General features: G+C 67.7%; 22 protein-coding genes and 3 pseudogenes. 11 read left to right on the forward strand and 14 right to left on the reverse strand.

The features are described from left to right. The first annotated feature begins 50 nt into the window (after nt 1-50). Nucleotides 51-881: an RNA methyltransferase gene (locus OTB16_RS18985; RefSeq protein WP_267721405.1), complete on the forward strand. Its 831-nt coding sequence runs from the start codon at nt 51-53 to the stop codon at nt 879-881. A 228-nt stretch (nt 882-1109) separates the two neighbouring features. Here OTB16_RS18985 and OTB16_RS18990 read toward each other — a convergent pair whose 3' ends face one another. From OTB16_RS18990 to OTB16_RS19000, 3 genes are read right to left on the reverse strand one after another with little or no spacing between them, the layout of a single operon-like run. Continuing rightward, nucleotides 1110-1484: a DUF6009 family protein gene (locus tag OTB16_RS18990; protein ID WP_267721406.1), complete on the reverse strand. Its 375-nt coding sequence runs from the start codon at nt 1482-1484 to the stop codon at nt 1110-1112. After that, nucleotides 1481-3007 carry a DNA primase family protein gene (locus OTB16_RS18995; protein ID WP_383899218.1) on the reverse strand — a complete coding sequence of 509 codons (1527 nt, stop codon included), beginning with the start codon at nt 3005-3007 and terminating at the stop codon, nt 1481-1483. Before OTB16_RS18995 ends, OTB16_RS18990 begins: the two co-directional genes overlap by 4 nt. Further along, on the reverse strand, nt 3004-4107 hold the full coding sequence (locus OTB16_RS19000; RefSeq protein ID WP_267721407.1) for a bifunctional DNA primase/polymerase: 1104 nt from the start codon (nt 4105-4107) through the stop codon (nt 3004-3006). The genes OTB16_RS18995 and OTB16_RS19000 overlap by 4 nt, the downstream gene beginning before the upstream one ends. A gap of 512 nt (nt 4108-4619) precedes the next feature. Here OTB16_RS19000 and OTB16_RS39640 point away from each other — a divergent pair. Further along, a pseudogene (locus OTB16_RS39640) lies at nt 4620-4746 on the forward strand (NUDIX domain-containing protein); the annotation flags it as partial. Nucleotides 4747-4820: 74 nt separating this feature from the next. Here OTB16_RS39640 and OTB16_RS19005 read toward each other — a convergent pair. After that, nucleotides 4821-4982 carry a hypothetical protein gene (locus OTB16_RS19005; RefSeq protein ID WP_267721408.1) on the reverse strand — a complete coding sequence of 54 codons (162 nt, stop codon included), beginning with the start codon at nt 4980-4982 and terminating at the stop codon, nt 4821-4823. 793 nt (nt 4983-5775) lie between these two features. Here OTB16_RS19005 and OTB16_RS19010 point away from each other — a divergent pair. Beyond that, complete coding sequence (locus OTB16_RS19010; RefSeq protein ID WP_267721409.1) at nt 5776-5913, forward strand: hypothetical protein; 138 nt, start codon at nt 5776-5778, stop codon at nt 5911-5913. A gap of 1778 nt (nt 5914-7691) precedes the next feature. Here the strand turns inward: OTB16_RS19010 and OTB16_RS19015 are convergent. From OTB16_RS19015 to OTB16_RS19025, 3 genes are all read right to left on the reverse strand, one after another. Further along, a complete protein-coding gene (locus tag OTB16_RS19015; protein WP_267721410.1) occupies nt 7692-8192 on the reverse strand; it encodes a hypothetical protein in 501 nt (166 codons plus the stop codon). A 564-nt stretch (nt 8193-8756) separates the two neighbouring features. Beyond that, entirely contained in the window at nt 8757-9305 is a 549-nt protein-coding gene (locus OTB16_RS19020) for a hypothetical protein (RefSeq protein ID WP_267721411.1), read from the reverse strand. A gap of 490 nt (nt 9306-9795) precedes the next feature. Next, nucleotides 9796-10692, reverse strand: a complete 897-nt coding sequence (locus tag OTB16_RS19025) for a ParA family protein (protein ID WP_267721412.1) — start codon at nt 10690-10692, stop codon at nt 9796-9798. Nucleotides 10693-13057: 2365 nt separating this feature from the next. Between OTB16_RS19025 and OTB16_RS19030 the strand changes: the two are divergent. Further along, nucleotides 13058-13941: pseudogene (locus OTB16_RS19030) on the forward strand (IS5 family transposase). Between the two features lie 162 nt (nt 13942-14103). On the opposite strand, the pseudogene OTB16_RS19035 reads toward OTB16_RS19030, so the two are convergent. Further along, a pseudogene (locus OTB16_RS19035) lies at nt 14104-14758 on the reverse strand (transposase family protein); the annotation flags it as partial. Nucleotides 14759-14864: 106 nt separating this feature from the next. Continuing rightward, nucleotides 14865-15803, reverse strand: coding sequence for a MerR family transcriptional regulator (locus OTB16_RS19040; protein WP_267721413.1), 939 nt, complete (start codon nt 15801-15803; stop codon nt 14865-14867). Between the two features lie 268 nt (nt 15804-16071). Between OTB16_RS19040 and OTB16_RS19045 the strand changes: the two genes are divergently transcribed. Next, nucleotides 16072-16431 carry a hypothetical protein gene (locus OTB16_RS19045; RefSeq protein WP_267721414.1) on the forward strand — a complete coding sequence of 120 codons (360 nt, stop codon included), beginning with the start codon at nt 16072-16074 and terminating at the stop codon, nt 16429-16431. 13 nt (nt 16432-16444) lie between these two features. On the opposite strand, the gene OTB16_RS19050 is transcribed toward OTB16_RS19045, so the two are convergent. The 3 genes from OTB16_RS19050 to OTB16_RS19060 all read right to left on the reverse strand — a co-directional run bounded on the left by OTB16_RS19050 (nt 16445) and on the right by OTB16_RS19060 (nt 19025). Next, nucleotides 16445-16600 (reverse strand): hypothetical protein, encoded by a 156-nt coding sequence (locus tag OTB16_RS19050; RefSeq protein WP_267721415.1) that lies wholly within the window; start codon nt 16598-16600, stop codon nt 16445-16447. A gap of 149 nt (nt 16601-16749) precedes the next feature. Continuing rightward, nucleotides 16750-17844, reverse strand: a complete 1095-nt coding sequence (locus OTB16_RS19055; protein ID WP_267721416.1) for a ParB/RepB/Spo0J family partition protein — start codon at nt 17842-17844, stop codon at nt 16750-16752. Continuing rightward, complete coding sequence (locus OTB16_RS19060) at nt 17841-19025, reverse strand: ParA family protein (RefSeq protein ID WP_267721417.1); 1185 nt, start codon at nt 19023-19025, stop codon at nt 17841-17843. The genes OTB16_RS19055 and OTB16_RS19060 overlap by 4 nt, the downstream gene beginning before the upstream one ends. Nucleotides 19026-19500: 475 nt before the next feature. Between OTB16_RS19060 and OTB16_RS19065 the strand changes: the two genes are divergently transcribed. The 5 genes from OTB16_RS19065 to OTB16_RS19085 all read left to right on the forward strand — a co-directional run bounded on the left by OTB16_RS19065 (nt 19501) and on the right by OTB16_RS19085 (nt 23454). Beyond that, entirely contained in the window at nt 19501-19878 is a 378-nt protein-coding gene (locus OTB16_RS19065; protein WP_267721418.1) for a hypothetical protein, read from the forward strand. A gap of 603 nt (nt 19879-20481) precedes the next feature. Beyond that, nucleotides 20482-20835 (forward strand): VOC family protein, encoded by a 354-nt coding sequence (locus OTB16_RS19070; protein ID WP_267721419.1) that lies wholly within the window; start codon nt 20482-20484, stop codon nt 20833-20835. Nucleotides 20836-21199: 364 nt separating this feature from the next. Then, entirely contained in the window at nt 21200-22009 is an 810-nt protein-coding gene (locus tag OTB16_RS19075) for an HAD family hydrolase (protein WP_267721420.1), read from the forward strand. Further along, nucleotides 22006-22239 carry a hypothetical protein gene (locus OTB16_RS19080; protein ID WP_267721421.1) on the forward strand — a complete coding sequence of 78 codons (234 nt, stop codon included), beginning with the start codon at nt 22006-22008 and terminating at the stop codon, nt 22237-22239. The genes OTB16_RS19075 and OTB16_RS19080 overlap by 4 nt, the downstream gene beginning before the upstream one ends. Before the next feature lie 213 nt (nt 22240-22452). Beyond that, on the forward strand, nt 22453-23454 hold the full coding sequence (locus OTB16_RS19085; protein ID WP_267721422.1) for a tetratricopeptide repeat protein: 1002 nt from the start codon (nt 22453-22455) through the stop codon (nt 23452-23454). Nucleotides 23455-23610: 156 nt separating this feature from the next. Here the strand turns inward: OTB16_RS19085 and OTB16_RS19090 are convergent, their stop codons facing one another. Further along, the gene (locus OTB16_RS19090) at nt 23611-24045 is read right to left on the reverse strand and encodes an NUDIX hydrolase (protein ID WP_267721423.1); all 435 of its coding nucleotides are present in this window, start codon (nt 24043-24045) and stop codon (nt 23611-23613) included. A 364-nt stretch (nt 24046-24409) separates the two neighbouring features. Then, the gene (locus OTB16_RS19095) at nt 24410-24808 is read right to left on the reverse strand and encodes a hypothetical protein (RefSeq protein ID WP_324290854.1); all 399 of its coding nucleotides are present in this window, start codon (nt 24806-24808) and stop codon (nt 24410-24412) included. A gap of 62 nt (nt 24809-24870) precedes the next feature. Between OTB16_RS19095 and OTB16_RS19100 the strand changes: the two genes are divergently transcribed. Beyond that, nucleotides 24871-26340: a site-specific integrase gene (locus OTB16_RS19100; RefSeq protein WP_420717741.1), complete on the forward strand. Its 1470-nt coding sequence runs from the start codon at nt 24871-24873 to the stop codon at nt 26338-26340. The last annotated feature ends 27 nt before the right edge of the window (nt 26341-26367 follow it).

Here is a 26367-nt window from a genome sequence, read left to right on the forward strand (position 1 = left end):
CCTACCAGCGCGTTTCGGACTCAAGTGATCATTGAGCGTTTGGAGGACGGGTGGCGGTTCAGCGCATCACGACCCGCAATGCCCGGTTCCAGCAGTTGCAGACGCTCCTGGGCAACCGCACCAAGCGCGGACGCGCGAAGGAGTTCCTGGTCCAGGGCGTACGCCCGATCACCATGGCGGTGGAGCACGGCTGGACCGTTCGCTCCCTGCTGTACAACGGCGACAAGCCCCTCTCGCGCTGGGCGGAGGACCTGTTGCGCGGGAACGGCGCCGAGCGCGTCGCGATGGCACCGCAGCTCCTCACGGAACTGAGCGAGAAGGAGGACGGGGCTGCCGAAGTCCTGGCTGTGGTCGAGATGCCGCCGGACACCCTGTCGCGGATCGAGGTCCACGGTGACTTCCTCGGCCTCGTCTTCGACCGGCCGACGCAGCCCGGCAACATCGGAAGCATCGTACGGTCGGCCGACGCGTTCGGCGCCGACGGTCTCATCGTGACGGGGCACGCCGCGGATCCGTACGACCCGAAGTCGGTACGCGCCTCCACGGGCTCCTTCTTCTCCGTGCCCGTGGTGCGCAGTCAGTCGCACCACGAGGTCATGGAGTGGCTGGAGGCCGAACGTGCCCAAGGCCGGCCGGTGGCCGTCGTCGGCACGGACGAGCACGGTGATGCCGATGTCTCGGAGTTCGATCTCACCCAGCCGGTCCTGCTGCTCATCGGCAACGAGACCGCGGGCCTCAGCGCGGCCTGGCGCGAGCTCTGTGACCACGTGATCAGCATTCCGATGACGGGCTCCGCCAGCTCCCTGAACGCGTCGAACGCCGCCACCGTCGTCCTGTACGAGGCGCACCGCCAGCGCCTGCGAAAGCGGCGCACGGCGTAGGTGTCGCGGAAGGGCTCCGCGGAAGGGCTCCGCGGAAGGGCTCCGCGGAAGGGCTCCGCGGGAGGCCCGTTCGGCTCAGGCACCGCGGCCGTAGTCCTGCGGTTCAGCGTCTCGCTTCAGTCGCTTTCGGGAAGTCCGCAGGTCAGAACGCTGCCAGCAGCGATATCAGCGACTGAAGCGACCGAAGGTCGGACATGCGTTCCTCTACAGGTGCCGACCGTCCGTCCGTCAGACGTCGGCCGCCTGCGCAGGCCGCTCTGACCGCTCCGTCTTCCTGCCCTTGCTCCCAGCGGTCAACGTGGTGGGGTCCACCGCTTCCGCCGGGGCTCCCGATGCGTAGAGGCCGCCCGGGACGGTGTCCCGGTCGTGGGGCAGGAGCCAGAAGACACGGCGGCGGAAAGTACCGCTGGAGCGGGAGGGCTTCGCCTGCGGTCCCAGTTGGGCGTAGCCGACGAGACGGCCGTCGCGGTGGTACGCGGGCTTGCCTCGTCGGGTGGGAAGCCGGTCGAGGGACTGGCGGACGTAGTCGAGCTCAGTGACGTCCTCCAGCCAGACAAGGTCGACTTCGTGGTGGATCTCGTCGTCGGAGATGAGCGAGCTCATGCGTCCTCCTCCTCTGCGAGCAGTCCGATTCCGGGGTAGTACTTCTTCGAGTTGGACAAGATCATTTCTTTGGGTGAGGCGAGGCCTGCGAGCTCGCGGGCCCGTGCTGCGAAGGCGCGGGAGGAGATCGTGGGCGTACCTTCATTCTGGCACCAGGTGCGGTAGACGCTGTAGAGGCGTGCTTGTTCGGCCCGGTGGTCGGTGTGGAAGGTGCAGCACTCCTCGAAGAAGCGGCCCGTGTGGTCTTCGGTCTCCGCGTATGCCGTGGTCGCGATGCGGACGGGGGCCGGTCCGGTGAGGTCCTTCTCCCCGGCCAGGTAGCGGCGGGCGCCGTCGATGAGCCAGGCGAGGATGCCGGGACCCTCTTCGGTGACCAGGATGTCGGCGAGGTTGTCGATCTTGCGGTCGTCGGAGACGACCTTCTCGAAGGGAACCATCCGCATGCGACGCCAGAAGGCGAAGCCGCCGGTGCCGACCTCGGGGCGGTGGTTGCCGATGAGCCAGAGCTTGTGTGTCGGGGCGAAGGAGAAGAAGTCCTGCCTCATCCGGCGGGCCTTGATCCGGTCGCCGCCGGTGAGGAGCTTGACACGGGCCTCGTCGAACTTGTCCCCGGGTTTGACCTCGGAGCAGACGATGACACGTCGGCCGTGGAGCTCGGCGAGTTCCGTCGGGTGGCCCTCGAAGGTGCGGGCCATCAGGAAGCCCGGCGGGGCCGCGTCCGCGTAGTCGCCGAGGAGCTTCATGAGGACGTCGAGGAGGACGGACTTGCCGTTCTTTCCGGCACCGAACAGGAAGGGCATGACCTGGGCGCCGACGTCGCCGGTGATGGAATAGCCCAGCATCAGGTGCAGGAAGTCGATCATCTCCCGGCCCGCGGCGTCGGCGCCGAAGGTGTCGGTGAGGAACCGGTCCCAGCGGGGGGTGAGCTGCTGCTTGGGCCCCGTGGACGTCGAGCGGGAGTGGAAGTCCTTGTCGGGGCGGGGCGCGCGGATGAGCCCCGTGTGGAGGTCGACGATGCCCGCCGGGGTGCACAGGGCGTACGGGTCGGCGTCCAGCAGCTCGGCCCGCAGGACCATGCCGGGAGCCGACTTGGCCTGGGTGAGCATGGCGCTCATCCCCGAGGTGCTCAGGGCCCGCCGGCGGTGCTTGTGCAGGGACTGGTTGCTGTGGACGCCGCGCGGGTCCGTCGTCGCGATGGCTTCGGCCAGGTCCCCGGCGGCCCAGACGACGGTGTCGTCCTCATCGACCTGCCAGCGCGTGGTGTCCCACCGGTACCAGCCCAGGCCGGGCACGTGGCGGTAGTCCCCCGCGTACAGGCGGACGAAGAGCTTGGCGTTGCCGCGGTCGCTGAGCGTGTCGGGCAGCAGCCCGGCGGGGGTCGCGACGTCGAAGTGTGCCTGCTCCCCGCCCTGCCCGCCCTGGACGGGCAGGGACCGCGGCGGTTCCTGGGCGAGGATCTGTGCCGCGACCGCTTCGGGGTTGAAGTCGAAGAGGAAGTCGTCGGTACCGGGTCCGGGGCTCACCGGGGACCTCCGAGGTGCAGAGGGTGCCGTGCGCCGGCGGTCATGCCGCTGCGGATGATCTGGCTCGAGCGCTGGTCCTGTCCGGGGCGTGCCGAGTCAGCGGCTTCCCGTAGCGCCTCCTGTGCGGCGGATTCGGTGAAGTGTCCTGCCGCGACGAGCCCTCCGAAGGTGTAGGCGGCCCTGTTCAGCTTTTCGGTGAAACCGGCTCCTTCGGCGACCTGAGCGCAGGCGGTGACTTCGGCGAGGAGGGACGCGAGGAGTCGCGACGCCTTGTTCTGGCCTCCCCCGGCCGCGAGGACGGCCTGCCTGGCACGCGGGGGAACGGGACGCGAGGCGGGGATGTGGGGCGCCGGCAGGTGGCCGGTCCGCTGGAGTTCATGGGCCAGCCACGCGGGCAGCGGGGCCGGCTGGTGGACGTCTCCCAGGGGCTCGTACGTCCCGGCGGGGGTGCTGGTTCCGGGCGCGATGATGTACCCGCCGTGCGCGCGTACGTCGACCTGCCAGGCGAGGGCCCTCTTCCCGGCGCCCGTGGAGCTCTGCCAGCGCCGGCCGTCGGTGGCCCGGTACCAGACGTGCATGCCGCCCGAGGGGGTCCGTACCCGGAGCGTCGACTCGTCGTCCGCGGGGGAGCTTTCGCCGCGGAGTGCCGCAAGTACGGCCAGCGAGTGGAAGCCCGTACGCAGGCCGCGCAGATCGACGCCGTCACCGACGGGGATCCCGGGGAGGAGCCTGTCCCGCTGGGGCGTCGGGCTCTCGTGCACGTCGATGTCGATGACCACGAGGCCTGCGGGCCCACAGGCGACCCCGACTCCCAGGGAGGGGTTGCTGGTCCACCACTGTTCTATGCGGGAGTAGTCCAGGGTCGCCGCATGGAAGCCGTGACACCAGCGGCCTGCTTGCAGGCATGAGCAGTTCGTGTAGGTATGAGACTTTTCGCTGCACGCACGGCAATTGGCAGGCGGCGTCTTGCGTCCGGGAGCCAGCGGATGGACGGGCCAGCCGTTACTGGCGCACCACCGGGCGAGCCGCAGGCCGGTCACTGCACGCTCAGCGGGTGACTGGCCTGAGTCGCTGCATGAAAACCGCAGCTCAGCAGGCATCTCGTTCCCCTCACAGCGACTGAAGCGACTCAACAACGAACACAGACTAGCGAAGTCGGCCAGGAAGTACCCGCAGCGGGGGGAGGCGGCCTCGGCCCGAGTGCGGGGCGGGTGCGGGGCGGTACCCGCGCAGGGCCCGGGAGCGACTGAAGGAGGAGGCGCAGCGACTCAGGCTCTTCAGTCGCTTGCGGCGGCCTCGGAAAAGCCCCAGCTCAGCGGGCATTCCAAGCCAAAACAGCGACTGAAGCGACTGAAGCCTCCTATATATGACGCACACACGCACACAGGAATGGCTTCATATATGGAAAGTTGAGTCGCTTCAGTCGCTGTCCTGACGACCATCATGGGTCTGACCTGCATGTTTACGGAGCGACTGAAGGCAGCGACTCAACGCTGACACGGTCGCTCCTCTCCGGCGGGCAACCAGAGGCACCGTCGCACTGCGCGGATCCGGACCCGGATCGCACGCTGTTTCGAAGCCCCGGGCCGCTGTGCGGCTTGGACTCCGGACCCTGCTTCAGCGGCGGCGCGACACCGGACGGTGAGCCTTGCCCGGTGGGCCTTGTGCCCGCTGGGGCCCAGGACATCGGCGAGACCGCAGCCCAGTGCGCCGTGCGTGGATGCCTGGAGGAGACCGGCCCGGCAGATCGGCGACTCCCTCGCGGGCCCCTCCCCGTACCTGGGCTGAGCCACCAGCGGCGCGCGTTCGCCGGTCAGCCTTCCCGGCTGGACGGGGTGATGTGGTCGATCAGCTCGTACCACTGCTCGATCGACACCAGGAGCGTCCGCTTCCGGTCTGATGGCCGCAGCGACGGAGTCAAGGCGGCCTGCGGATTCCGAAGGGGCGTCTTTTCCGATCCCGGGAGCTCGGCCACGATACGCACTCCCTTACGCTGAACGGCGTTCGGTGGCGGACCTCCACGGTAACGGGAGCGGCTGCGCCAGTACGGGGGCGATCCTGGAGGCCGAGAGCCCAATCGACGTGCCCCGCAGGCGTGGTGGGGTCTCAGGAGGCAGCCAGCCAGCCGGCTGGCCAATCCGGCCAGGCCATCCAGCCAGGCCCCGTCCCGGGCCGTCTCGTCCCCTCCGTGCTCCGTAACCACAGACAGGCGCGAATCCCCCGGGCTGCCCCCGCCAGGGCTCTCAGGGGCCGTCCAGCACGGCGCGCGCGGCCAGGCCGGCAGCAATCGCCGTCCGGCGGCCACCAAGCCGCCTGGTCCAGTTGGTGGGCAGGACGCGCAAGTGCAAGCATGCGAGCCCCGGACAAGCCAGAACGGGACCGACCGTACGTGCTTGTCCGCAGCCCCCAACGCGGCAGAAACCCCACAGGCCCGAATGGGCTTTCAGCGATGGTGTATCGGCTGCTACATACCGGCAGCGGAGGGACATTCGCTCGATTGCTGGCGCCCTGAGGTCCAGGACCGCTTCGTGCCATCAACCGCCGCTGCGGCTGCTGCGCCCGTACCAGCCGCAGCGCCAGCCGCGCCAGCCCCTGCAGCCGCCTGAAGCCTGGGCGGGGGGCCCGCTGCGACGGGGGTGCCACGCTCGGAGGCGACCTGGCCGCGGAAGTCCCGGCACGCGCGAAGAGCCGCAGCGATCTTTTGAGGCCCTGATACCCCCGCGCACGCGGCGTCCATCGCCGCGACCTCCGCTTCGCGGACGGCGTACGTGAGCGAGCAGTCCTCACAGCGGGCTCCGGCGCTCGGGGACTCGATCCAGGTGCCGCAGTCTCGGCAGCGGCACGGCAAGGCCTCACGAGAGTCCGGCAACGTGGAAGTCATGGCCGGATTCGTGGCCGGAGCCTGAGGCACAGCCGAGCCCACTGAGTCGCCAGGTGACGTGATCGTGTGGACCGGCGGGAGGACCCGCGTCGGTCGGCATGTCCGGCACCGACCGCTGCCTGCAAGAGGGCTCCTGCAGTCCGGGCACTCCCCCGCGTCCAGGCTGCGCTCACGCTTGCGTGCGTCGTACCTCTCGAGGCGGACGGACAGGCATTCAGCGCACTCTTCACCGGAGTGCCAGCGAATGCCTTCCTCGCAGCGCGGATCGTGGCAACCCCACCGGCTGGCCGCGACCTTGAGCAGCCAGCCCTCGACGCTGCGCATGTCGGAGGGCGAGGTTCGCGCGAAGCGCGCCTGGAGGCGGGCGCGCAGTCGCTCGGGTTCCACCCCCTCCGCGAGCTGAGCCCCGAGTTGGCGTGCGAAGGCACGTTGGACGTAGATCCCTACGCGCTGGACGAGGACAGCCACGGGCTGCATCACCCAGGCCAGTCGTGGGCTGAAGGTGAGCTGCGGCCCGGAATAGGAAGGTTCCGTGGAACGCGTTGCAGACTTCGAGGGGGTAGAGGCTCCATCCGCGCGCAGCGCGAGGTGACGGCCGGAGAATCCGGGAAACGCTTGCGAAGGACGGGGTTTCGAATCGGATTCGCGCTCAACTACCCGAGTTTCGCCTACGGCGGATGAGTTCAACCCACCCTCGGGAACAAGTCGGTCAATCTTCAGGTCTTCCTCAGTCGCGAGGGATCCGTCATCAGCTTGGCCACCCGAACCGTCACCAACACGGGCGCATTCAACTCCCTTTTCAGCCAATGAGGTTGGGCCGGAACCGGCCTCGGGCCGCGTCAGATCCGGCGCTTCCAGAACGTCGTAGACGTTCCTGCCCTGGAGTCCCTCGCGCCGGTGCACGCGCAGCCAGCCCAGAGCCTCCAGTGAGTCGACCACCGCTGACGCCGCGCCCGCGCCGATGGGCTGGCCGGCGCGCTTGCCCGAATGGTGGACGAGTACCTGCCCCAGCTGCGCCTCGGTGACCTTTACGTTGCGGGCCTGCGCGTACGCCAGTGCCGCCCAGGCCCGCAGCTGGCGCGGTTCGAGCAGTTCCGCCGCGATGACCGGAACCAGTACGAACGGCTCCTGGCGGCGCAGCGGGCGTACGCGCCGCTCGGCGGTCGTGCCCTGCCCCCCGGACTTGGTGCGCCGACGCGTGGAGAGCTCGACCGTGTTGTCCGAGGGGTCGGGGCGCGTGAGCGCGCGGAGCCCCCGCTCCACGGCTGAGGCGCTGATCCGGAGGTATCGGGCGAGGACGGCCACGCCGGCCGTGCACCCCTCGGGGCGCCATCCGAGGGCGGCTGTCTTGACGTAGACGGAGAGGGCCACGTCGGGATACGTCGGCGACGCGACCACACGCCACGGCACGCGGACCCGGCCCCGGCGGGCGAGTTGCTCGGCCTGTTGCGCGGCGTGCTGCGCAACAGCGCCGGCCGAGTTGCTCCGGCGACGTGAGATGCGGGTCCGGGAGGGGTAGGAGGAGGGGGCTGGTCGCTGGTCGGATGGGGATGCGCTGAGCGGTCCGATCTCGTCAGCGGGCAGCGCGAGATGGACCCCTGGAGTCGTGGCGATGACTTGCTCCGGGAGCTAGGAAGGGCATTTCGGCAACACGGGACCAGCCGGCTGGCCATGGGGCTGGGCCGCCGGTGAGTCAGGTGTGGTCAGAGGTGAGGGATGTCCTTGGTGAACCGTCTCCGTGGTCGAAACGACAGGGATGCCGGGGTGCGCCGCCGCGAGTCGTTCAGGCGGCGAGCCCGCCGGTTACGTCGCTGAGGGCTGGCGGCGGGCCACACCGCGTCTGGGGGCGTGCCGGGGCGTCTTCGCCAGTACCGAGGGGAGTTCGTCGATCCAGCGGCCGATGGGCAGCCTGATCGCGACCTGGGCGTCCAGGGCCGACGGCTCGGTCCCCTCGGGAGTTGACGCCTCGAGGAGGGAGCGCTCCGTACGCGAGTTCGCGATGTGCACGGCTGTGCCGAGCACATAGAGGGTCGTCTCGGGCGTCGTCTTCTCGTCGGACGCCGCGTCGCGTACGGCGTTGAGGGCTGCGAGCAGCCAGGTGTCCGGCTTCTGCTTCACCGAGCGCTGCTTCGGCTTGTCGGGCCAGGCGAATTGGGAGAGGACGCGGTACACGCGCAGCACGACCACGTCAGCGGCGAAGCACGGCTCGCTCAGCACTCCTATGTCGATGGCGCGGTAGACCCAGTTCTTACTGACTCCGGCGGCGACCGCGACGGCGTTGGCGCTGAGAACAGCACTCGGCATGGTCAGGCTCTCCTGTGCTCCCAAAGTGAAGGCTCTGTCGATCAGAAGCCTAGCGGGTCAGAACCGGCGACCTCCCTGTCAGGGACATCAGGCCATGACTTGGTGAAGTGATCGGCTTGTTGGTCTGTGGGTAGTTGAACCAACCGGGATATCGGCCTGCTTGAGAACCCTCGGATGGGTACGGTTATCGGTAGGACTATCAGGATAGGCATCGGTATAACACCTGGTCACATACCGTTCGCGAGCTGATTCTGTTGGGCATCGGAGGGGAGCCGTTTGGCTGCAATCTCCGTGCGAGCCGGCGTCCGACGCTGCTTTTGGCTGGCTGTGGTCCCACTGGCCGGAGCACCCTATGAGGGAAGCCGCACGACGGATCGGGGTGCGACAGGGTGGAAACTCGAGAGAATTTGCGCGAGAAGGTACGGCGTGTCGTCGTGCCGGACTGGCCGGAAGCCGTTCCCGGAGGGGGAAACCGGCGGAAAACGAGAGACGGGGTGCGGACCGTGGTTGTCGGTCCGCACCCCGTCTTCGGGTGGTGCAATGGTGGGGCGAGCGGCGGAAGAGTCAGAAGAGCGGCGGCAGCTCGGGCCGCTGCAGGGGCCCTTCGGCATCGAGCGTCTGGAGATGCAGGATGACCAGGGCCGACACGACGTACAGCCCTTTCCGGGCGTAATCGGCCTCGTCGAGAAGGGCCTTGATCTCAGAGGCATTGTTCTTCGCCTCCGGCCCGAGGCGGAACGTGGACTTCTTTCCGCTGCCCAGGTAGCCCAGGCGCTGGTCGGAGAGCTTCTTGTACAGCGCCACGAGTGCCTGCGCGTCCATGGACGCCTGCCTGTAGACGACATCCATGTAGTGGCCGGCGGCCAGCTCCGGGTTCCCCGAGGAACGGCGGTCGCTGGCAATGCGGCTGCGCAGGGCGTCCCAGACTTCCGGGATCAGGTTGGCGCCGTGCGAGGACCAGTCACGTGAGTTCGTACGTGAGTCGGCGAAGGAGGAGTGGATGGCCTGATGAGTCGGACCGAGCTGTCCCGTTGCCCGCGCCGACTTGCGAGCCTTCTGGGCCGGCGGAGAGGAGGCCGGATCCGGGTCCGGCTCGCCCTTCTGCTCAGGCATGGCCACCGACGCCCCGGAGTCGTCCCGGGCTTCGGCGGTGGCAGGAGCCCGGGACGAGAGTGCGGGCGCGGGCTCGGCAGGGGTATCGGCAGGAGCGGGAGCAGGAGCGGGCGATGCCTGCGGTTCTGGAGCTTCGGAAGGGTCCTGCCACCGGGGGTGAAGGTCACCACCGGCAGGGGGCGTATGGGTGGGCGTAGGCGCGGGAGTGGGCGTGGGAATGGGCGGCGCAGGCTCGACAGGCGGAGCAACGGGCGCGGACATCCCCGTGCTCTGGAAGCCGACGGCCGGGGCCGCGGCAGGCCGGGACGCCAGAGCGGAGGCATTGCCCATGAAGCCGGCGTCCGCTACCTCTTCGGCCTGCTGGAGAAGGGTGGCTGCGAGATTGGCCTGAGGCGCCGGAGGCCGGCGCCGCCGCACGGCGCCGAAGGCACCGGCGTCCTTCTGCTCTTGTTTCTTCCTGGCCGCTCCCCCAGCCGGCCGTGCCTGTCCGTCAGACACCGATGCGCTCCCTCGGCTCGCCGTTCAGCTGAGCCTCCACCCGCTGGGCGATCTCCCACTCGGCCTCGGGGGTGTCCATGCGGTCGAGGACTTCCTGGAGGAACTTGGCGTACCGCTTGCCGGGAGCGTGGTTGGCGTAGCCGAGGACCGAGGGGACTCCTATGGCGTAGCTCCGGGAGATGCGGGTGTCCTCGCGGATGTCCGTGTCGAAGGGATGCAGATTCGTGTCGATCATCAGATCCCGGACCTCCATCTCCTCCTGAGACCAGTCCGAGGGCGGCTTGGCCATGTTGAGCACGGCGCCGAGGAACTTGGGATCGGCGTTCGTCCGGTCCTTCACGTGGCGAATCGTCGAACGCATCGCGACGGCGCCTTCGACGGTGGCGTGCTTGGGCAGGCACAGGGTGAGGGCGTAGTCGCTCGCCGCGAGAGCGACACCGTTGAGTGCCTCGACCGCGGGGGGCGTGTCGAAGACCGCGTAGTCGAAGTCGTCTTCGATCTCAGCCAGCAGCTCGCGCAGGACCTGGACCTTCTCGTTTCCCGCGGCATGCAGGATGTGCTGCGCGTTCGCCATCGTGTGCTGCTCGGAGGCGAGCAGGAACAACTGGCCCGTTCCCTTGAACTTGTGAAGCAGCTCACTGCGGTCGATCAGGATGTCCCGCACCCCTGTTGGTACTCCCTGAGCCGCCATTTGAAGCTTGAGCCCGAGGGACAGGCCGATCTGGGCCTTGCTCAGGCGAACGCCCAGAGCTTGTCCGGCCTGGGCTTGCGGTTCGATGTCGAGCACGACGACGCGAGCGCCGGTGAGAGCGAGGCCGGCCGCAAGGTTCACCGTCGTGGTGGTCTTGCCCGGGCCGCCCTTCTGGCTCGCTACAGCGATCTTCTCCACGGGACCAACTCTCCTCGACAGCTCGTGCTTTGCGTGACGTTCCGCCGAGTTGCGCTCGATCCGACCAGCCATGTGGATGAGTCTTCAACGAGGTTTCTGTCAGGGAAGTCATTTGGTGAGGAGACGATAACAGGATTCACTCGCGACACGCCGCAACGGCGTGTCGCGATCGGAGCGGCCCAGGGGCGAGCGAGAGGTGCGGGAGGTGCGGGAGGGCGTGCTCAGGGACCGTGAACGCCCATCAACCCCTGATCAGAAGGGGTGTTGGGACGGCCTCCGGCTACCACGACGTGTTCTGCGACCAGCTGACCGCAACCCCGGATGAGCGCGGATGGAGCAGGATCCGAACCGGTAGCGGCTCCACCTGAATCGGTGCGGTTCCAGTGCGGGGGCCCGCGTTGGGCGAGAGGGTGCTCGATTCCTGCGCGAGGACTTACCCCGTTTCGTCCTTTATCTCGGTCATCTGCTCAACGGGACGGAACATCGGCTCCTCCCTTCTGCGTGGGTGCCTTCTTCCTCTCTTCCTAGCGGACGCAAGCGTGGACGAGCGGTGTTGCGGATGGATGGAGTTAGGCAGCGTCGGTAGCACTGCGTCCGGATGTGCAAGACGTAAGACCGTACGCATCGAAGCTCGTGCGGGCGGTCCCTCGCACGCAAGGACGTTGAGCAAGACGGCCGGTATCAACACCGGATGGCAAGTCGATCCAACGGTCTACTGACCTGACGTTGTTACGCGTGGAAGTACGTCGGGGCGTAGGTAAGACCGATGAGCGGTAAGGAAGCCGAATAGCTCCGACGATGGGTAGATCGGTCGGTCGAGATAACGGTAGTGCTATCGGTAGCACTCGCTATGAAGACAGCTATAAGTACGGCTATCCAGCCCGACATCGAGATGTGCATCGGCCTACCGATCGAGACGGTCATCCCGCTCTTGATCGGGATATCTATCGGTATAACACCAGGTCAAAGCCCTGCGCGTGAAGGAAACGAGTGGAGAGTGTTTGGTGGTGCCAGCAAGTGCCGTGGCTGGTGCAGCCTGGAGCGCCGAGCTACCGAGGGAACCCGCCCCTCTGTCCACGCTGCGAGAGCGTGGTCCCCGTCAGTCGGCTCACTGGTTTGCCTCATCAAGTCTGACTCGGGCTGGGAGGCTGTCGATGTCTTCCGGTAGACGGTCAAAAGCTCTGCGCAGACGCATCTCGGCGCTCACAGGCTATCTCGGAGCATCCAAAAGCGGTGTACGGCCCGCTGCGGGCCTATCGCGACCAGGGTGATCCATTCATGCCGGGGGGTCCCTAAACGGGCGTCTGAGACCCCACTCAGGGTGTCGGGTTTCGGCTGATCTGGACGTTTATTTAGTTTTGCCGTTTGCTCATGTCCCGGGTCTGCCCCGGCGTCGAGACGCTGAGCTCATTCCGCCCGAAGGGTATCGGTGCCGCGAGGCCGGGGCTTGCGTTCGAAGGGCGCTTCGGTGCGGTGGGTGGTCCGCATCCTCGAGCAGTCTCAGGAAGTCGATCTGGAGCCGAAGTCGAAGATTGACTGACCGCGCCTGAAAATGGGCCGCCAGAATGGGGGCTTAAACGGCCGATCTCAACCACCCTGGTGTGACGGGGGACCTCTCGGGCCTCTCTAGGCCGTCAGGAAGGCACACGGCCGATCCAGACCCTTCAGTTCATGCGCCGGTGAGGAGTTGTCCGTCCGATTGTGTGAATACACCCTCCCAGGTCGTTGATGTGGGCACGGGGCGCGGTCTACGAAACGATGCCGGCTGTGGTTGGCCGACGAGACATGGGAGCGTCTGCTTCAGTAGGGCCAGGCCGCGGCCGACGCCGACGCCGCCGGCGCTGGTGCCCGCCCCTCCGTCGCTGACGCCCGACTCAATGGGGGGCGCCCATATCTCTTGATCAAGGTCGTGGGTGAGGATTGCGACATCCCGTAGCGTCTGCTCTCTCAAGTAGCTGAGAGCGGTGAAGGGGGATCTCGTGGAGGAGAGCGAAGCACGGAGACGCACAGAAGAGTTCGGCAGGACCCTGACCGACTGTTGGGATGAGTGGGCCTTCGAACTTGGTCTGGTGGCGACCCCGACCAGCAGGGGCGTCTATGGCTTCACCCGGTATCCCACGGCAGAGGATGAACAGGGGCGCCACCAGATCCGGGTCGGGGGAAACTGGCCCATCATCGTCGACCAGGGCACCGGGGCATGCCGACTTGTGCACGGGATGAAGGAGATGGCCGCGCTCAGAGGCTGGTCAGGAGTTGGCATGCCCCGCTTCCATAGCGCGGGCACTCGTCGGCGGCGCCGCAACCGCAGCTAGGTCGTGTCCGATGGGTCGTGTGATGCTCCCGCTGGAAACTCGTTCCGTGGGACATGGGGCGGGGAGATCTTTCGGATGAAGAGTGGGCTCGGCTGGAGCCGCACTTGCCGGCGAATCGCGGGCGGGGTGGACGCTGGCAATGCCGCCGTCGTGTGATCAACGGGATTCTGTTCCGGCAGCGGACCGGCCTCCCCTGGCGGGACCTGCCCTCCCTGCTTCGGTAGCTGGAAGACGGTTCACGACCGTCATCGAAGATGGTCGGTGGACGGCACGTGGGAGAGAATCCTGCGGGCTGTCCAGGCCGACGCCGATGCCGAGGGACGGATCGACTGGAGCATGGTCAGCGTCGATTCCACGACCTGCCGCGCTCATCAGCACGCCGCTGGCGCCCACGCGTGCCCCAAAGATCCCGGGTCGGCGCAGGAGCCCGACGCGTCACCGCTCCGATGAGGCCCTGGGACGCTCACACGGCGGGCTCACCTGCAAGATCCACCTCGCCGGGGAGGGCGGGTGCCGCCCGCTGGGGTTTGTCATCTCGCCCGGCCAGTGGGGGGACGCACCGCAAATGATTCCCGTCCTGGAAGAGATCCGCGTGCCCCGGCAGGCTGGTGGACGACCGCGCACCCGGCCCGACCACCTCGGGGGAGATAAGGCGTACTCCTCACGCCGCAACCGGCGTCACCTGCGCAGACGCCAGATCAAGCACACGATCCCCGAGCCGAGAGACCAACGGGCCAACCGCCAGCACCGCGGCAGCCAAGGCGGCCGACCCACAGGGTTCGACAAGACGATCTACCGCCGCCGCAACGAAGTCGAGCGGCCCATCAACCGACTCAAGAACTTCCGCGCCGTCACCACCCGCTTCGACAAGCGGGCGTACGTCTTCTACGGGGCGGTCACCATCGCCGCGATCCGCCTATGGCTCCGTCCGGAGTGAAACGCCCCGTTCAGAGGTCCTTGGCACCCGGGTAGGGGTCGCGAAGTTCGCTGAGTACACGCTCGTCGACAGCCCTGACGTCCCACAAGGAGCTGTCGAATTCGGTCAGGACGAGCACCAGCTTGTCCTGGGCGAACCCACGTGCTTCGGCGTCGATCAACGTGACCCGGCCGGCTCGGCTTCCCCCTTGCGGGCTGGCCGCAGCAACTTCAGGTGACGCTCGACAAGGCCGTGCTCGAACTCGCGGCCGAAGCAAACGGCGAGGACGTCTGGCGCGGTATCGAGCATGTCGCGCAGCGTTTCGCGCTCGTCCGCCTTGGCCCGGTGAGTGCGAACAGGACGGGCAGTCCGCCGAGTGTGCACACCAGGTGCAGACGCAGCCCCCAGAAGTATCGCGAGTGTGATGCGCAATAGCCGTACTGGGCCCAGCCTGCCAGGTCCGAGCGTTTGGCCGTCTCGCGGGAGCAACCACAGCCGACCGGTGTGGAGTCGACCAGCCACAGCTCCACAGCGAGGTATCGCGGGCCACGATCCAGATCATGCTGGTGAGCAGTGAGTACGCGGCGCGCAGCCGCTTGTTGTAGCCGGACTGCTGGGGCACGCAGGGAAGCAGGTGGCCGAAGTCCCGCCCGACGCGGTGAAGCCGGCGCCGCTCAGAGGTGTATCCGAGCAGCGCCGACATGACCGCGAGCGTGATCAGCTCGGCGTCAGTGAGCTTGGGCGGGATTCCGACGACAGGGCGCCACGGCGCCAGCCACGGCGAAGCCTTCAACTCGTCGTCAATCCGGGCACAGAGTGCCGTTGCGAGGGTGTCCAGATCGTGAGTCTCACATCGACGTTGGGCGCCCTCGTCTCATGTCCGCGGGCGATCCCTTGGACTCATTCAGGGATCCGGGGCGGTGGGGCGGCGCCCACTGCGGCGACTATGCGTCACGGTCATTTCGCAGGGCCTGGATGAGCCAGGGGTACACCGGGATCAGGTTCGGTACTACCTGCCAGCCGTTGACGATCCACACCAGCCGCCAGTACCGGTCCACCCGGGGATCGTGCGCCTCTTCGAACTGCTGGGCCATCCAGTCCCGGAATTCCGTGTCAGGGGTGCGCGCGAACACCTCGGAGAAGCGGCGCACGAGGTCGTCGATGACGGGCGCGACCCTGTCGCTGCGCGGGTCGATGCCCAACTCCATGGCCTCGGCCGCCCTCTGACGGGTGAACTCCATCAGTTCCTCGCCTGCCACGCTCTCGATGTCGAGCGAGCACCCGGCGGCCTGATGTCCGGCCGTCCGGCGCATCCGGGCCCGGAAGTCCTCGTCGCCGACCAGCTCGGCGAGTTCCACCCAGGCGGCGACCTGCTCGCCGGACGGATCATCGGGGAGGTCGGGCGTGGCAGCGCGGACCATGGCCACCGCGGCCGGGTCGGCATCCATCGTGCCGAAGGTGCCATCTATGAAATCGTCGATCAACCGTCGGCGTTCCTCGCCGGACAGCTGCGTGAGCCTGTGCATGAGCTTGGTCTCCTCGGGACTGGACCCGCGTTTGGCCACGACTCGCAGAACGCTCCGACGCAGTTGCAGCACCCGGATCTGGACGTCCATGGCGTCGGCGTGCGCCGCGGCGACGTCCGCCACCGAGAGCTCGCTGTCCAATACCCGTTGAATCGTGGCCAGGTCCATGCCCAGCTCGCGCAGTGTGCGGAGGAGTTCCAGACGAAGCAGTGCGTCGAGGTCGTAGAGCCGATAACCGGCGGGACTACGGGTGGTCGGCGCTACCACCCCCGAATCGGAGTAGAAGCGGATGGTCCTCACAGACAAGCCGGTCCGCCGGGAAAGCTCCCCGATCGAATAGAGGGTCGTAACGTCCATGCCCCTCACTCTGCCGTCTCCAGCCGCTGGAGACTCAAGGCCATTCCCCCGCTGGGCCCCGACCGAGACCTCCTCCGAGTTGCTGAAGCATGCGTCACGTGCGCCTACCGGCTACGGTCCCTTGGACTCAATCGTCTAGCTAGTGCTGTGGTCGGAAAGGCGGCGCCCGGCACGGCACCTCGCCGTGTTGTCGGACCACACCGGTACGTCCAGACTGAGTCACGTAGTCCTCTCGTCCGGTCGTTCGGTCCGGCTCACCGAGCTACGGATGTCTTCGACCTATGGGGGGATGTTTGAGGGTTACCCGTGCAAGCCCATCAACGACCGGAAGGTCAGTTGGCTCGAGGGGCAGGCCAAACGTGCGTTTCCCTCCACGCCGGTCCACCTCGTTCCGCCCTCACGCGAGTACCCGGACGAGGCCGCCGGTGCCTTCGGTCCCGTTGAGGTGCTGCCCTCCGTGGCTTGCGTCGGCCTCTTCGACTCGGAGGCGCTCGAGCCGGCAATGGACCGGTCGGCCCTCATCGTTGCCTGGTTCCAGCGGGCACCGGATGTCCCGGCCGGCGAGGACGCTGATCGTGCGCTTCGCAGCATTCGTTGGGATGAGCTGGCCCAGGACTACGAGCTGTAGGGCCGCGTTCTGATCACAGCGACTCGTTGGCGGACCGCGGCGCGGTGCTTTTCCTTCGGTGGGCGAGCAAGGCGCCGACGGCGGACCGGCAACGGGCGGTCGCATCTGGTTGCCCGTTCAGCCGGGTAATGGTTTTGCGGCGGACCGCCGAGATGGCCTTGGAGTGCATCGGGCCACTCCTCATCGTGCTTCTCATGTCGGTCCGCGCAGAGGCGGTACGTAGAAGGAGGTGGGGTGCTAACGGCGTTAGCACCCCACCTCCATGGGTGGGACGAGTGCCCGGCTCCGCTGCGAGCCCGGCCTGTACTGGCAGGCGAGCTACCCCTGTCCGCCGCGGGCGGCAAGGAGCCGCTCCAGGAGCACCTCACGCTGCGCTTCGTCCATCTTCTTGAAGACAAGATCGGCTACCCCGTTGCCGTCATTCCAAGGGACTCGGGGGATCTTGCGGAAGTCCACGAGGAGGGTCGAGTCGTCGGTAGGCTCCGCGGTTGCGAACCGCATCTCCTGCTCTTCGAGTTCCTGGCGCTGGGCAGCGCCGGTGGGGAGAGCCGGGACCGCAGCCGGAGTTGCGACCGGGACTGGAGTTGAGACCGGGGCCGGGGCCGGGGCCGAAGCCGGGGCCGCAGGTGGAGCCGGGGTGCTAACGGCGTTAGCACTTGAGGCGGCGGCCTTCTTGTTTCGCTTGCTTGCTGCTCGCTCGGCAAGCGCTCCCGTTGCGGCCGACTGCTGCTGCTGTGCGGGCAGCTGACCCACGTTGCGGGCGATCTCCACCGGAAGGCTCCGGTCTTCGACCTGCTTCTGAAGCTCGGGCGTGAGCTTGAGAAGGGCCATGCGCTGGGTGACCCAGGGGCTGGACTTGCCCAGGGCCCGTGCGACAGCGCGCTGGGATCCATGGACCTGGACGAGCCTCGCAAGGGCTTTGGCTTCGTCGAGCGGGTCGAGGCTCTCGTGCTGGATGGCCGCCGTGAGGGCGGTCTCCAGGAGGGTATCGGCGTCTACGGCCAGGGAGTCGTCGACGTGTACGGGTACGTCATCCAGGCCGGCCAGGTTCGCCGCGGCGAGACGGCGGTTGCCGTCCACGACGATGTAGGCCGCCGCTCCGACCTCGTCCTCATGACCGGGGTGCGCGGCGAGGAACGCCTGCCGGGTTACGACGGCGAGGGGCTGGATGACGCCTCGGGACGTGAGGCTGTCCGCGAGGTCGTCGACAGACTTCAGTTCCTCGCGCGGGTTGTACGGGTTGTGCGCAAGGGCGTCCAGGGTGACGCGAAGAGTGCCGGTCTGGCCGGAGGGTGCCTCAGCGGCGGGAAGGTCTTGTCCGGAGAACCGAGCGAAGGAAGCCGCGCGGCTGCTCATGGGCTGAGCCACTGCGTTGAAGGTGGGGGAGTCCCCGAGCATGTCTGCCTTACTCATGCGATCGACACTCCTCGCGCGATCTTCCTCATTTGATGCGACTGCTCGCAGTCAGGCGCGTAGTCGAGGAGTGAACGCTGCTTGCGTACGGCTTCTCGCTGCTCTTTGACGTCGGGCACGACGGCCAGGACCGGGGGAGTGCCGAGCGACTTCCACTTGTCCAGCGACGAAGTGGCGATGTAGCCGCGGCGGCTGTCGAACTTGTTGACGACGAGACCCAGCTGCTCGATGACGATGTCGAAGTCTTGTGAGACGGAGCCGATCTGCTGGATCAGCATGCCGTAGGCCTGGGCCGAGGTGTCCTCGGCTTCCACGGGTACGACGAGCCCGGATGAGCCGGGCTTTTCACTGTCGCGCTGCCGGCCGTAGGTCAGGGCGGCATCCATGGCGAGGCCGAGGCTGGGCGGCGCGTCCAGAACGATGACGTCGAAGTGCTCCTCCAGAGGGGCGAGGGCGCGCTCTAGCGCGGCGTGACGCAGGCCGCGGAAGGTGGTGAGCCCGGAGTCGAGGAGGAACGCGTCGAACGCGGCGGGCAGGATGCGCAGTCGACCACCGAAGCGGTCACCGCTTATGGCGACGGTCAGATCGAGCAGCGAGTGCTTGGCCTGCTCGCGGTGCAGCATGTGCGTGATGAGGCTTTCCTCGCCGGCCGGGATGGCGGTGAGGCCGAGCTGGTGGGTGAGGTGGCCCTGCGGGTCGTAGTCGACGAGGAGGACCCGTTGTCCTCCGATCGCCGCATCGGCTGCGGCGCCGATGGCGGACGGGTCTTCCGCGAGCGCCTGGGCGAGGCCGGCGGAGACCGCGGTCTTGCCGACACCGCCCTTCTGGTTGCAGACGATGATGCGCCGCGTGGTCTGCTGCGCGTGAGCGGGGTTGTCGGCGAGCCAGAGCACCACGGACTGGGCCAGACCCTGGATGTAGGAGACGCCTCGTTCGCGGCAGTCGGCCTTGAAGTCCTCGTAGAGACCTTCGGGCAGGTAGGTGCCGAACGAATCGGCCCCGGCGGTGTTGACGTTGGGCAGCTCGTCAGCGCAGCTCCGCCAGGCGTTGATGCCGCTGGCGACGGCATCCTGCATGTCGGTTTGCAGCTGGGCCGCACGGACCTTGAGGGCTTGCTGGAGGTGGGCGGGCAGCTTGGATACGAGCTTCTCCCGCTCACCTCCCGAGTTAGGAGATGACATGGCGGCAGCATACTGCCGTCTAGGGGGGTTGAGGCCGTACGTTAGATGCGTTTCGCCTATTTTCGGCGTTAGTTCGTTCAAATATCCAGGTGCTAACGCCGTTAGCACTGGCGGTCCTGCCCCTCCGAGGTCGCCCCATCACACCGAGGATCGACCGCTGCGCTGCTGTGCCGACGAGGCTTGATCGAGAGATCCCGCTGGGAGCCTGATGCCGTGGAACACATCGCCGAACAAGGGCTTCGCCCGAAGCGATCACCGCAGCGGAATCTCCGGCCTGGCCCGTGCGGGCCGCCGCAGCACGACGGTTGGTGGCAGCGTCTCGGATCGAGCGTGTCACCGGTGTTCTGCACCGTCTCCTGCTGGACGCTCAGCCGGGAGTTCGGTGAGCCCACTTGCGCGCCGACCGCGTTGACTGAGGCCCCGACGGCGATGAACGCCTTCGACCGACCGGTCCAGGCTGTGATCCACTGCGCTCATGAGCTTGTCGGTGGATGTCTATGTGGTCGGTGCGGACGGGCAGAGGAACGTGCAGGACGTTCCGGACGGATGCTCGGACTCAGCGGGCTTCGAGAGCTGGCGTACTCAGGTGTGGGGCGCGGACGTGGTGCGCTCGCTCGGAGCCGTCTTCCTGCCGGTCCTGGCCGAAGCGGACTTGCAGGTCGAACCCGAGCAGGTCCCCGCGTTCCTGCGTGAGTGCCTGCTGCTCCGCGGGAACCTGGAGAGCATCGTTGGAGGTACGGAACCTGTGCGAACGATCGAGGAACACAGGGAAGCGATCACCGAGCGGTTGGCAATCATCGAGGACACTGCCAAGCGAGCGAAGGCGCTGGGAGGCGGAGTCCTCATCTGGTGACAGGCCGCTGGCAGCAGCAGCAGCCAGCAGCAGGAGGAGGTGGGCGGGCGGGCATGCGGTCCGTGGACCCTGTGCAACCGACCGGAGGACATGGTCCGACTCGTCCAGGATCTGTATGCGGCGCAGGGGACCGAACTCGGCCAGGCCATGGAGGCGGCACTCGGCCAGGCCGCCGACCCTGCCGGTCCGCGGTCGCGCACGCGCATTCCACGTCGAAGTCTTGGCCGCGGTCTCCAACGAGAACCTCGCTCAACTGCTGGTCCGATGGAACGGCGAAACGATGCTCGTGCGGCGCGGCGACGACTCGTCGACGGGGAACCAGGCGGCGCCAGCGTGGAACACGGCCCGAGCGCCGTTGCCTTCCGCCGGATGCCCGAACTCGTACACGGTGTCGCCGTCGCGGACCCTTGCATGGCCAGTGCCCTCCGGTCGGCAGGAGTGTTCTCCGGCAATGGCACGCGCGCAGCGGGCGGGCCGTCCCTGGGGTCGGTGGACTCGGCTTCGGCTTCGGCCTCGGCTTTGGCTTCGGCAACCGGTTCTTGGCCTGCGGGCGGAGGTCTCAGTCCCTGTTGTTCCAAGAGCCGGCAGGTCTAGAGTCGACAGATGACCTTGGAATGGGAACAGGTAATCGTTCACTCGGTAGATCCGGCGGCCTTGGGGCAGTGGTGGGCCACGGCCCTTGGTTGGGTGGTGGTCCACTCCTCGGACGACGAGTTCGAGATCCGGCCGGAGCCGGATCGCCTGCCGGGGCTGGACTTCGTCCGGATTGACGAGAACAAGAAGGCCAAGAGCCGTCTGCACCTCGACTTCAGGCCCGATGACCAGGACGCCGAGGTGGCACGTCTTGTGGCCCATGGGGCACAGCGTGTTGATATCGGGCAGGGAGATCAGTCGTGGGTCGTCTTGGCGGACCCCGAAGGCAACGAGTTCTGTGTTCTCGGCCAGCGGCGCCCGTAAGACTCACGGCGGCGCACCGTCACCGTGAGCAGCCCGCCACGGCGACAGGAGGGCTCAGACGACGGCGTCCCCTGGAGGTATGTCGCACCGTCAGAACGCGCAGAATTGAAATATCGGGCATCTCGCGCCAAAAGCGACGCGCAGAATGGGGGCTTGAGTCGCCGTTCGCGAAGCACCCGGTATGAGACGACCTTTGTGGCCCTGACAGGCCGTTAGCGCGCCGCTCAGGCGTTTTTCTCATCGCTACCCGGCAATTCACTGTGACGTGAGGCTGCCGACGGACGCGCGGGGCCGGATGCGGTGGCTTCCATGTGAGGGGATGGTCGATACTGGCCACCCTCGTGGCAGGTGAAAGGGGCCGCGCGTGAGCCAGGCTTCCGGGGCCCTCGTGTTGTGGGACATCGACCGCACGCTGCTCTACGTCGGCGACATCGACCGGCAGGTCTACCGGGAGACCTTTGCCGAGGTCGTCGGCCGGCCCGCGGATCGTCTACCGGCCCGCGGTACCGGTGTCACGATGCCGCTGGCGATTCGGACCCTCCTGACCGGCAACGCCGTACCCGAGCGGGACGTCGAACACCTGCTGCCGAAGATGGTCGAGCTGCTGCCCGTCCATCTCGCCGCACACGCCGAGGACCTGCGCACCCGGGGCGTTCTCCTGCCAGGAGCCGCCGCCGCCCTGCGCGCCGTACACGACCATCCCGGCTTGATCGCTGCCGTGGTGACCGGGAACCTCAAGCCGAACGCCGTACTCAAACTGGAGGCATTCTGCCTCGACGGCTTCCTCGACACCGACATCGGGGGATTCGCCTCGGACGACCACCACCGGCCCGCTCTCGTCGCAGTCGCCCAGCAGCGCGCGCACGCCAAGCACGGCAGCGCGTTCACCCGCTCGAACACGGTGATCATCGGAGACTCCCTCGAAGACGTCCGAACGGGACTGGAGGGAGGAGCCTCCGTGATCGGCGTTGCCTCGGGTAAGACCACCGCGTCCGAACTGCGTTCGGCCGGAGCTGACGTGGTGCTCGAATCCCTCAGCGACGTCACACGGGTCCTCGAAGCGATCTCGCTCCTCACCGCCGTGGGCGCCCGAGGATCCGCGGCGGACTGCCCGAGGGCCGCATGGCCGACGCGACGCCCAGGGCCAGGCCCTGGAGGTAGCGTGGAGCCATGACGCGACGGCACCCGGAACTGTCCAAGTCGGAGGAGCCGGCGCTGACGGCTCTGGAGATCACCGAGACCGAGTGCCGACGCTGTGGAACCCGGATCGCGGGGATCAACGGCCGCTATGCCTGCCCGTCGTGCGGCTGGGTCAACGATCACTCCGAGGGCCACAGTCCGCTGCCCTCGGCCGGAGACGACCCGGATGCCCCTGGTCGGCGCAAGCGCAGCGCCTCCAAGTGACGATCGGCCCGGCGGCCCCACCCTCGGGTGGCGGGCCGGCCCGTGTCGGTCCCTGTCGGCCCGGCGCATGCCGGAAGGTCGCGCCTGGCAAGGCCCTCCCTCCCCGTCCCTCCCGCCTCTCCCGTACGGATGGAGGTGCCCTGGCCCCAGTGACTGCGGGGGCGGAGCAGGGCCGGGGCCGGAGGGCGGGCGGCTCGGGGATATCCTCGGGCCATGTCGAATCGGGCCATGTCGAATCCGGCGGTGGCAGCGGGAGTGGGTTTCGCGCGGGTGATGGCGCACTGCGGGGGCGACCCTGCGGCAGCCGTGCACCATCTGGCGGGTTCCATCGCCTCCGCGCCGGAGAATCCCGAGCCCTACGCGGTGCTCGCCGAGTGGTGGAAGGACAAGCCGCCGGGGCTCGCCGAGGAGGCCGCCCAGGACGCCGACTCCTTGCGCGCGGTGCTGGTGCGGTCGTACTTCTGCTTCCTCGAGGGTGACATGGACGAAGCTGCGCTGGCGATCGGATCGGTCACGGGTGTGCGGCCCGACATCGCGTGGGCCGAAGCCCCCTGGTTCAGCGATGAGCGGTTTGTCGGCGTGGTGAGTGCCGACGCGATGGCCGAGGCCGCCATGCGGACGATGGACTACGGCCACGAGCTGGACACCGACGGCGCGAGGGAACGCTTCCAGCCTTGGTTCCAGGCCATCGACGCGGTCGCTTCCCGCCAGCCGTTGCCCGAGGCGTTGGCCAAGATGGCCATCCTGTTGCGGGCGTGCGGCCTCACCGATGCGTCGTTCGCCCTCTGCGACCGTGCGGACTCCGCTGAGCGGATCATGATGACGGAAGTCGTCCGAGCGGGCACGTGGCGCAAGCTCGGTGATGCCGAACAGACCGTGGCGGCGTTCGAACGCGCGCTTGCACTGGATCCGGCCAACTGGTCGCTCTACCTCGACCTGGCCGACGTGTGCGCCGAGCGGGGCGACTTCACCGCCGCCGTCCGCATGGTCGAACAGGGAACGCGGCACGGACCCACCGAACTCGCCCTACGCGCGGCCGGTGCCGCCTACCGGGCACGGCTCACCGGCTCACCTGCCGAACTGCGCGAACTCCTCGCACTGGCGCCGAATCTGCCGAACGCTTCGTACCGGGACATGCTGATCGGGACCGCGTGCGCCGGTCCCGCGCTGCCAGCCGAACTCGTGGCCGCCGCCCGCCGCATCCGCAACGGCTGAGGCCCCGCCGCCGACGCCCCGCCGCCGACGCCCCGCCCCCGACGCCCGGAGCCGCCCGTCGGCCGGCTGGGTTCTTCGCCGTGTACGACGTCGCCTGCTCGGGGCGGGCCGGTGTGATCGGGTGGGGTCCGGTGGGTGCCAGTGGGGTCCGGGGGGTCAGGTGGGGAGCCGGCCCAGTAAGGCTCCCTGGCCCGACTGGAGGATGTGGGCGGCCTCCAGCGGGATCCAGAAGCACTCGAAGCGCGTGGGCTCCCGCTCGTTGTCGTGGTCCTCCCGGCCGGCCCACCGCTCCGGGGTCGGGTCGGCCGAATCCAGGTGGAAGACGTGACGCCGCTGGATCTCGAACCGGTACGGGCTGAGGTCGTACTCGGTCTCGCCGAGCTTGGAGACGATGGTGAAGTCCTTCAGACCGGTCTCCTCACGCGCCTCGCGCAGGGCTGCCGCCTCGGGAGTCTCGCCCGCCCGGATGCTGCCGGCCGGGACCTGGATGCCGACTTCCTCGTAGCTGTAGTCGGTGTGCCGGAAGACCAGCAGGCGCCCGCCGCGCACGACGTAGCAGAGCACCTTGTCCTTGATGACCTTCTCGGGCATGGGAAAGCCGCCTTCTTCCGGGCTGAAATCCGTGACATCGCATCACATGCGCTGGTGTGGACGTGAACGGTGAACGCCCTTCGAAGGCGAAGAACCGACACCGCGCGTCGCGGCCCGGATCCGTCTCCTCCGCCAGCCTGACGGCCGGTCGCCTACTGGGCTGCAACGAGGCCGGGATATCTCGGCCAAGGTGCACTGTGCGGCGCCGAGCATGGTGCCGGAGCCGGTTGCCGACCCGATCGGATACTACGAGGCGAACGTCATCAGGAGCCTGCACTTCGTCCGCCACCTTCACCGCAACCGGGAGCTGTGCACGGCGGGGTCAGGTCGCCGGGGTGAGGTGCCCGGGGTCAGGTGGCCGGGGTCAGGTGGTCAGTGTGGTCAGCCCCCGGGTGGAGGGCGCGAGGTCGATACGGGTGTAGTACTCCGTGGAGATGATCTGGTCGCGGACGCCGACCGGCAGCCGCGACAGGATGCCGGGGAGGGCGCGTTCCCGCGCGACCTCGCTCCGGTGCGCCAAGATCGCGGACCACTTCCGCGGGAGCCACGGCCGTACGTCGACGATCGCGTGGACACGATCGTCAGGGACGCTGAGCACCTGCTTGCCCGCCCGGGCGAGTTGGGTGCCGAGCTCGCCGACGCCCGAATGCGGGTGGGTGGCCAGGTAGACGGCCGCCGGCTGCCACGGGTCACCGGTCCCCGGGTACAGGTGCTCGAGCCCCGCCGCGTGTGCGGCGAGGAGGGTCACCCGGTGCGTGTGCACATGATCGGGGTGGCCGGTTTCCCTGATGATCTAGCGTGTTCAAGCATCAGGGGAGGCACAGGTTGAGGACGTGGCATGTGGTGCGGGTACCGGATCCAGAGCACTGGGGAACGCTCCCAACTGGTGGGGTGCTGGGGGTACAGGACCTGCCGGCGGCGGTGTCCCAGATCAGGCTGATGCCGGGGGACCCTATATTCGTGCGACCGGACGGTATGGTCGATTCGGGCCTGCTGGATTTTGTCCGCTCCAAGGAGTTTCGGAACCTGGAACGGGAATCCAAGCGAAATTACGCGACGGATATTCGCATCCTTCTTGACTTCCTTTCTTCGCGCGGCGTGTCGTGGCAGCAGGCGACCGAGCAGGATCTCGTGGACTTCCGTGACTGGCGGTGCCGAGCTCTGGAGAACCCCCAACGGGTTGGCGGGACGAAGTGGAACCGCGAGGCGGCGGCGTTCACCAAACTGTTCAAGTGGGGCAAGGTTTACCCTCTGCCGGTAGACATATCGCGGCGAGAGGACCGGGCCGCAGACTCGGTCAGTGCACGGGTGTCGTGGCTGACGCCGCGGACATGGGGCCTGTGGTCGGATGTCGGGCTGCGCGGCCACACCCGGGCCGGGGTGGCGGCGCCCGGGTGGGAGTCGCGGACGGAGATCCGCAACACCAGCTTCGTGCAGCTTCTGCTGAGTTCAGGTCTGCGTCGGCAGGAGGGCGGTTCGCTGCTGACGTTCGAGCTGCCGACCCAGCACCTGCGGCACGGCCGCTACCTGCATGGCCGTATCGCGGGCGCGGTGACGAGGGCGAAGAACACCCGCACGTTCTACGCGTCCGTGGACGCTGTCGGCCAGGTCGAGGCGTATGTCCAGTCGGAGCGGGCCTGGGCCGTTCAGCGGGCCCAGGCTGCGGGCCGCTACGACCGACTGACGACGATGCGGCTGGTCACGAGCGTGACACGCGGGATCAAGCCGAAGGTGGAATGGGTGGACGCCAACGGCGTCGTCGGCGGGCAGGAGCTGAGCCTCTTGGGCTGGCGCGAGCGACGGTGGTTGTTTCTGGAAGGGCCGGACGGGCCGGAGCCGACCTGGTTGTGGCTGACTGAGCAGGGCCTGCCCATGGAACCGGATCGCTGGAACGGCGTGTTCAGGAACGCGAACCTGCGCTGCGAAGATGTCCTGCTCAACGAGGAGGAACGGAAAGTCGACCGGAGGTTCCGGCTGGCGAACGTCCGCGGCAAGAGCCCGTACGCCACCCCGCATGCCGCCAGGCATTCCATGGCGCTCTACATGCTGATCCTGCTGAACGAGCTGTTCGAGTCCCGGTACGGTCTGACGAAAGCGGACCTGCGTGACTTCGCCATGCTGTTCGGCGATCCGTGGTGGTTGGTGAAGACCCTCCTCGGTCACTCCGACGTGGAGACCACGAAGCGGCACTACCTCAACCCTCAGGAATTGCATCAGACGGGCGAGAAATTGCAGGTGACGAGGTCAGGTCAGGGTCCGGCGAGGACTCTAACGTCCTGCAACTTAGCGGCTTGAGCTGGGAGTTTGGAGATCGGATCCCAT

The sequence above is a fragment of the Streptomyces antarcticus genome, assembly GCF_026627255.1.
In the GTDB taxonomy this organism is placed as follows: Bacteria; Actinomycetota; Actinomycetes; order Streptomycetales; family Streptomycetaceae; genus Streptomyces; species Streptomyces antarcticus.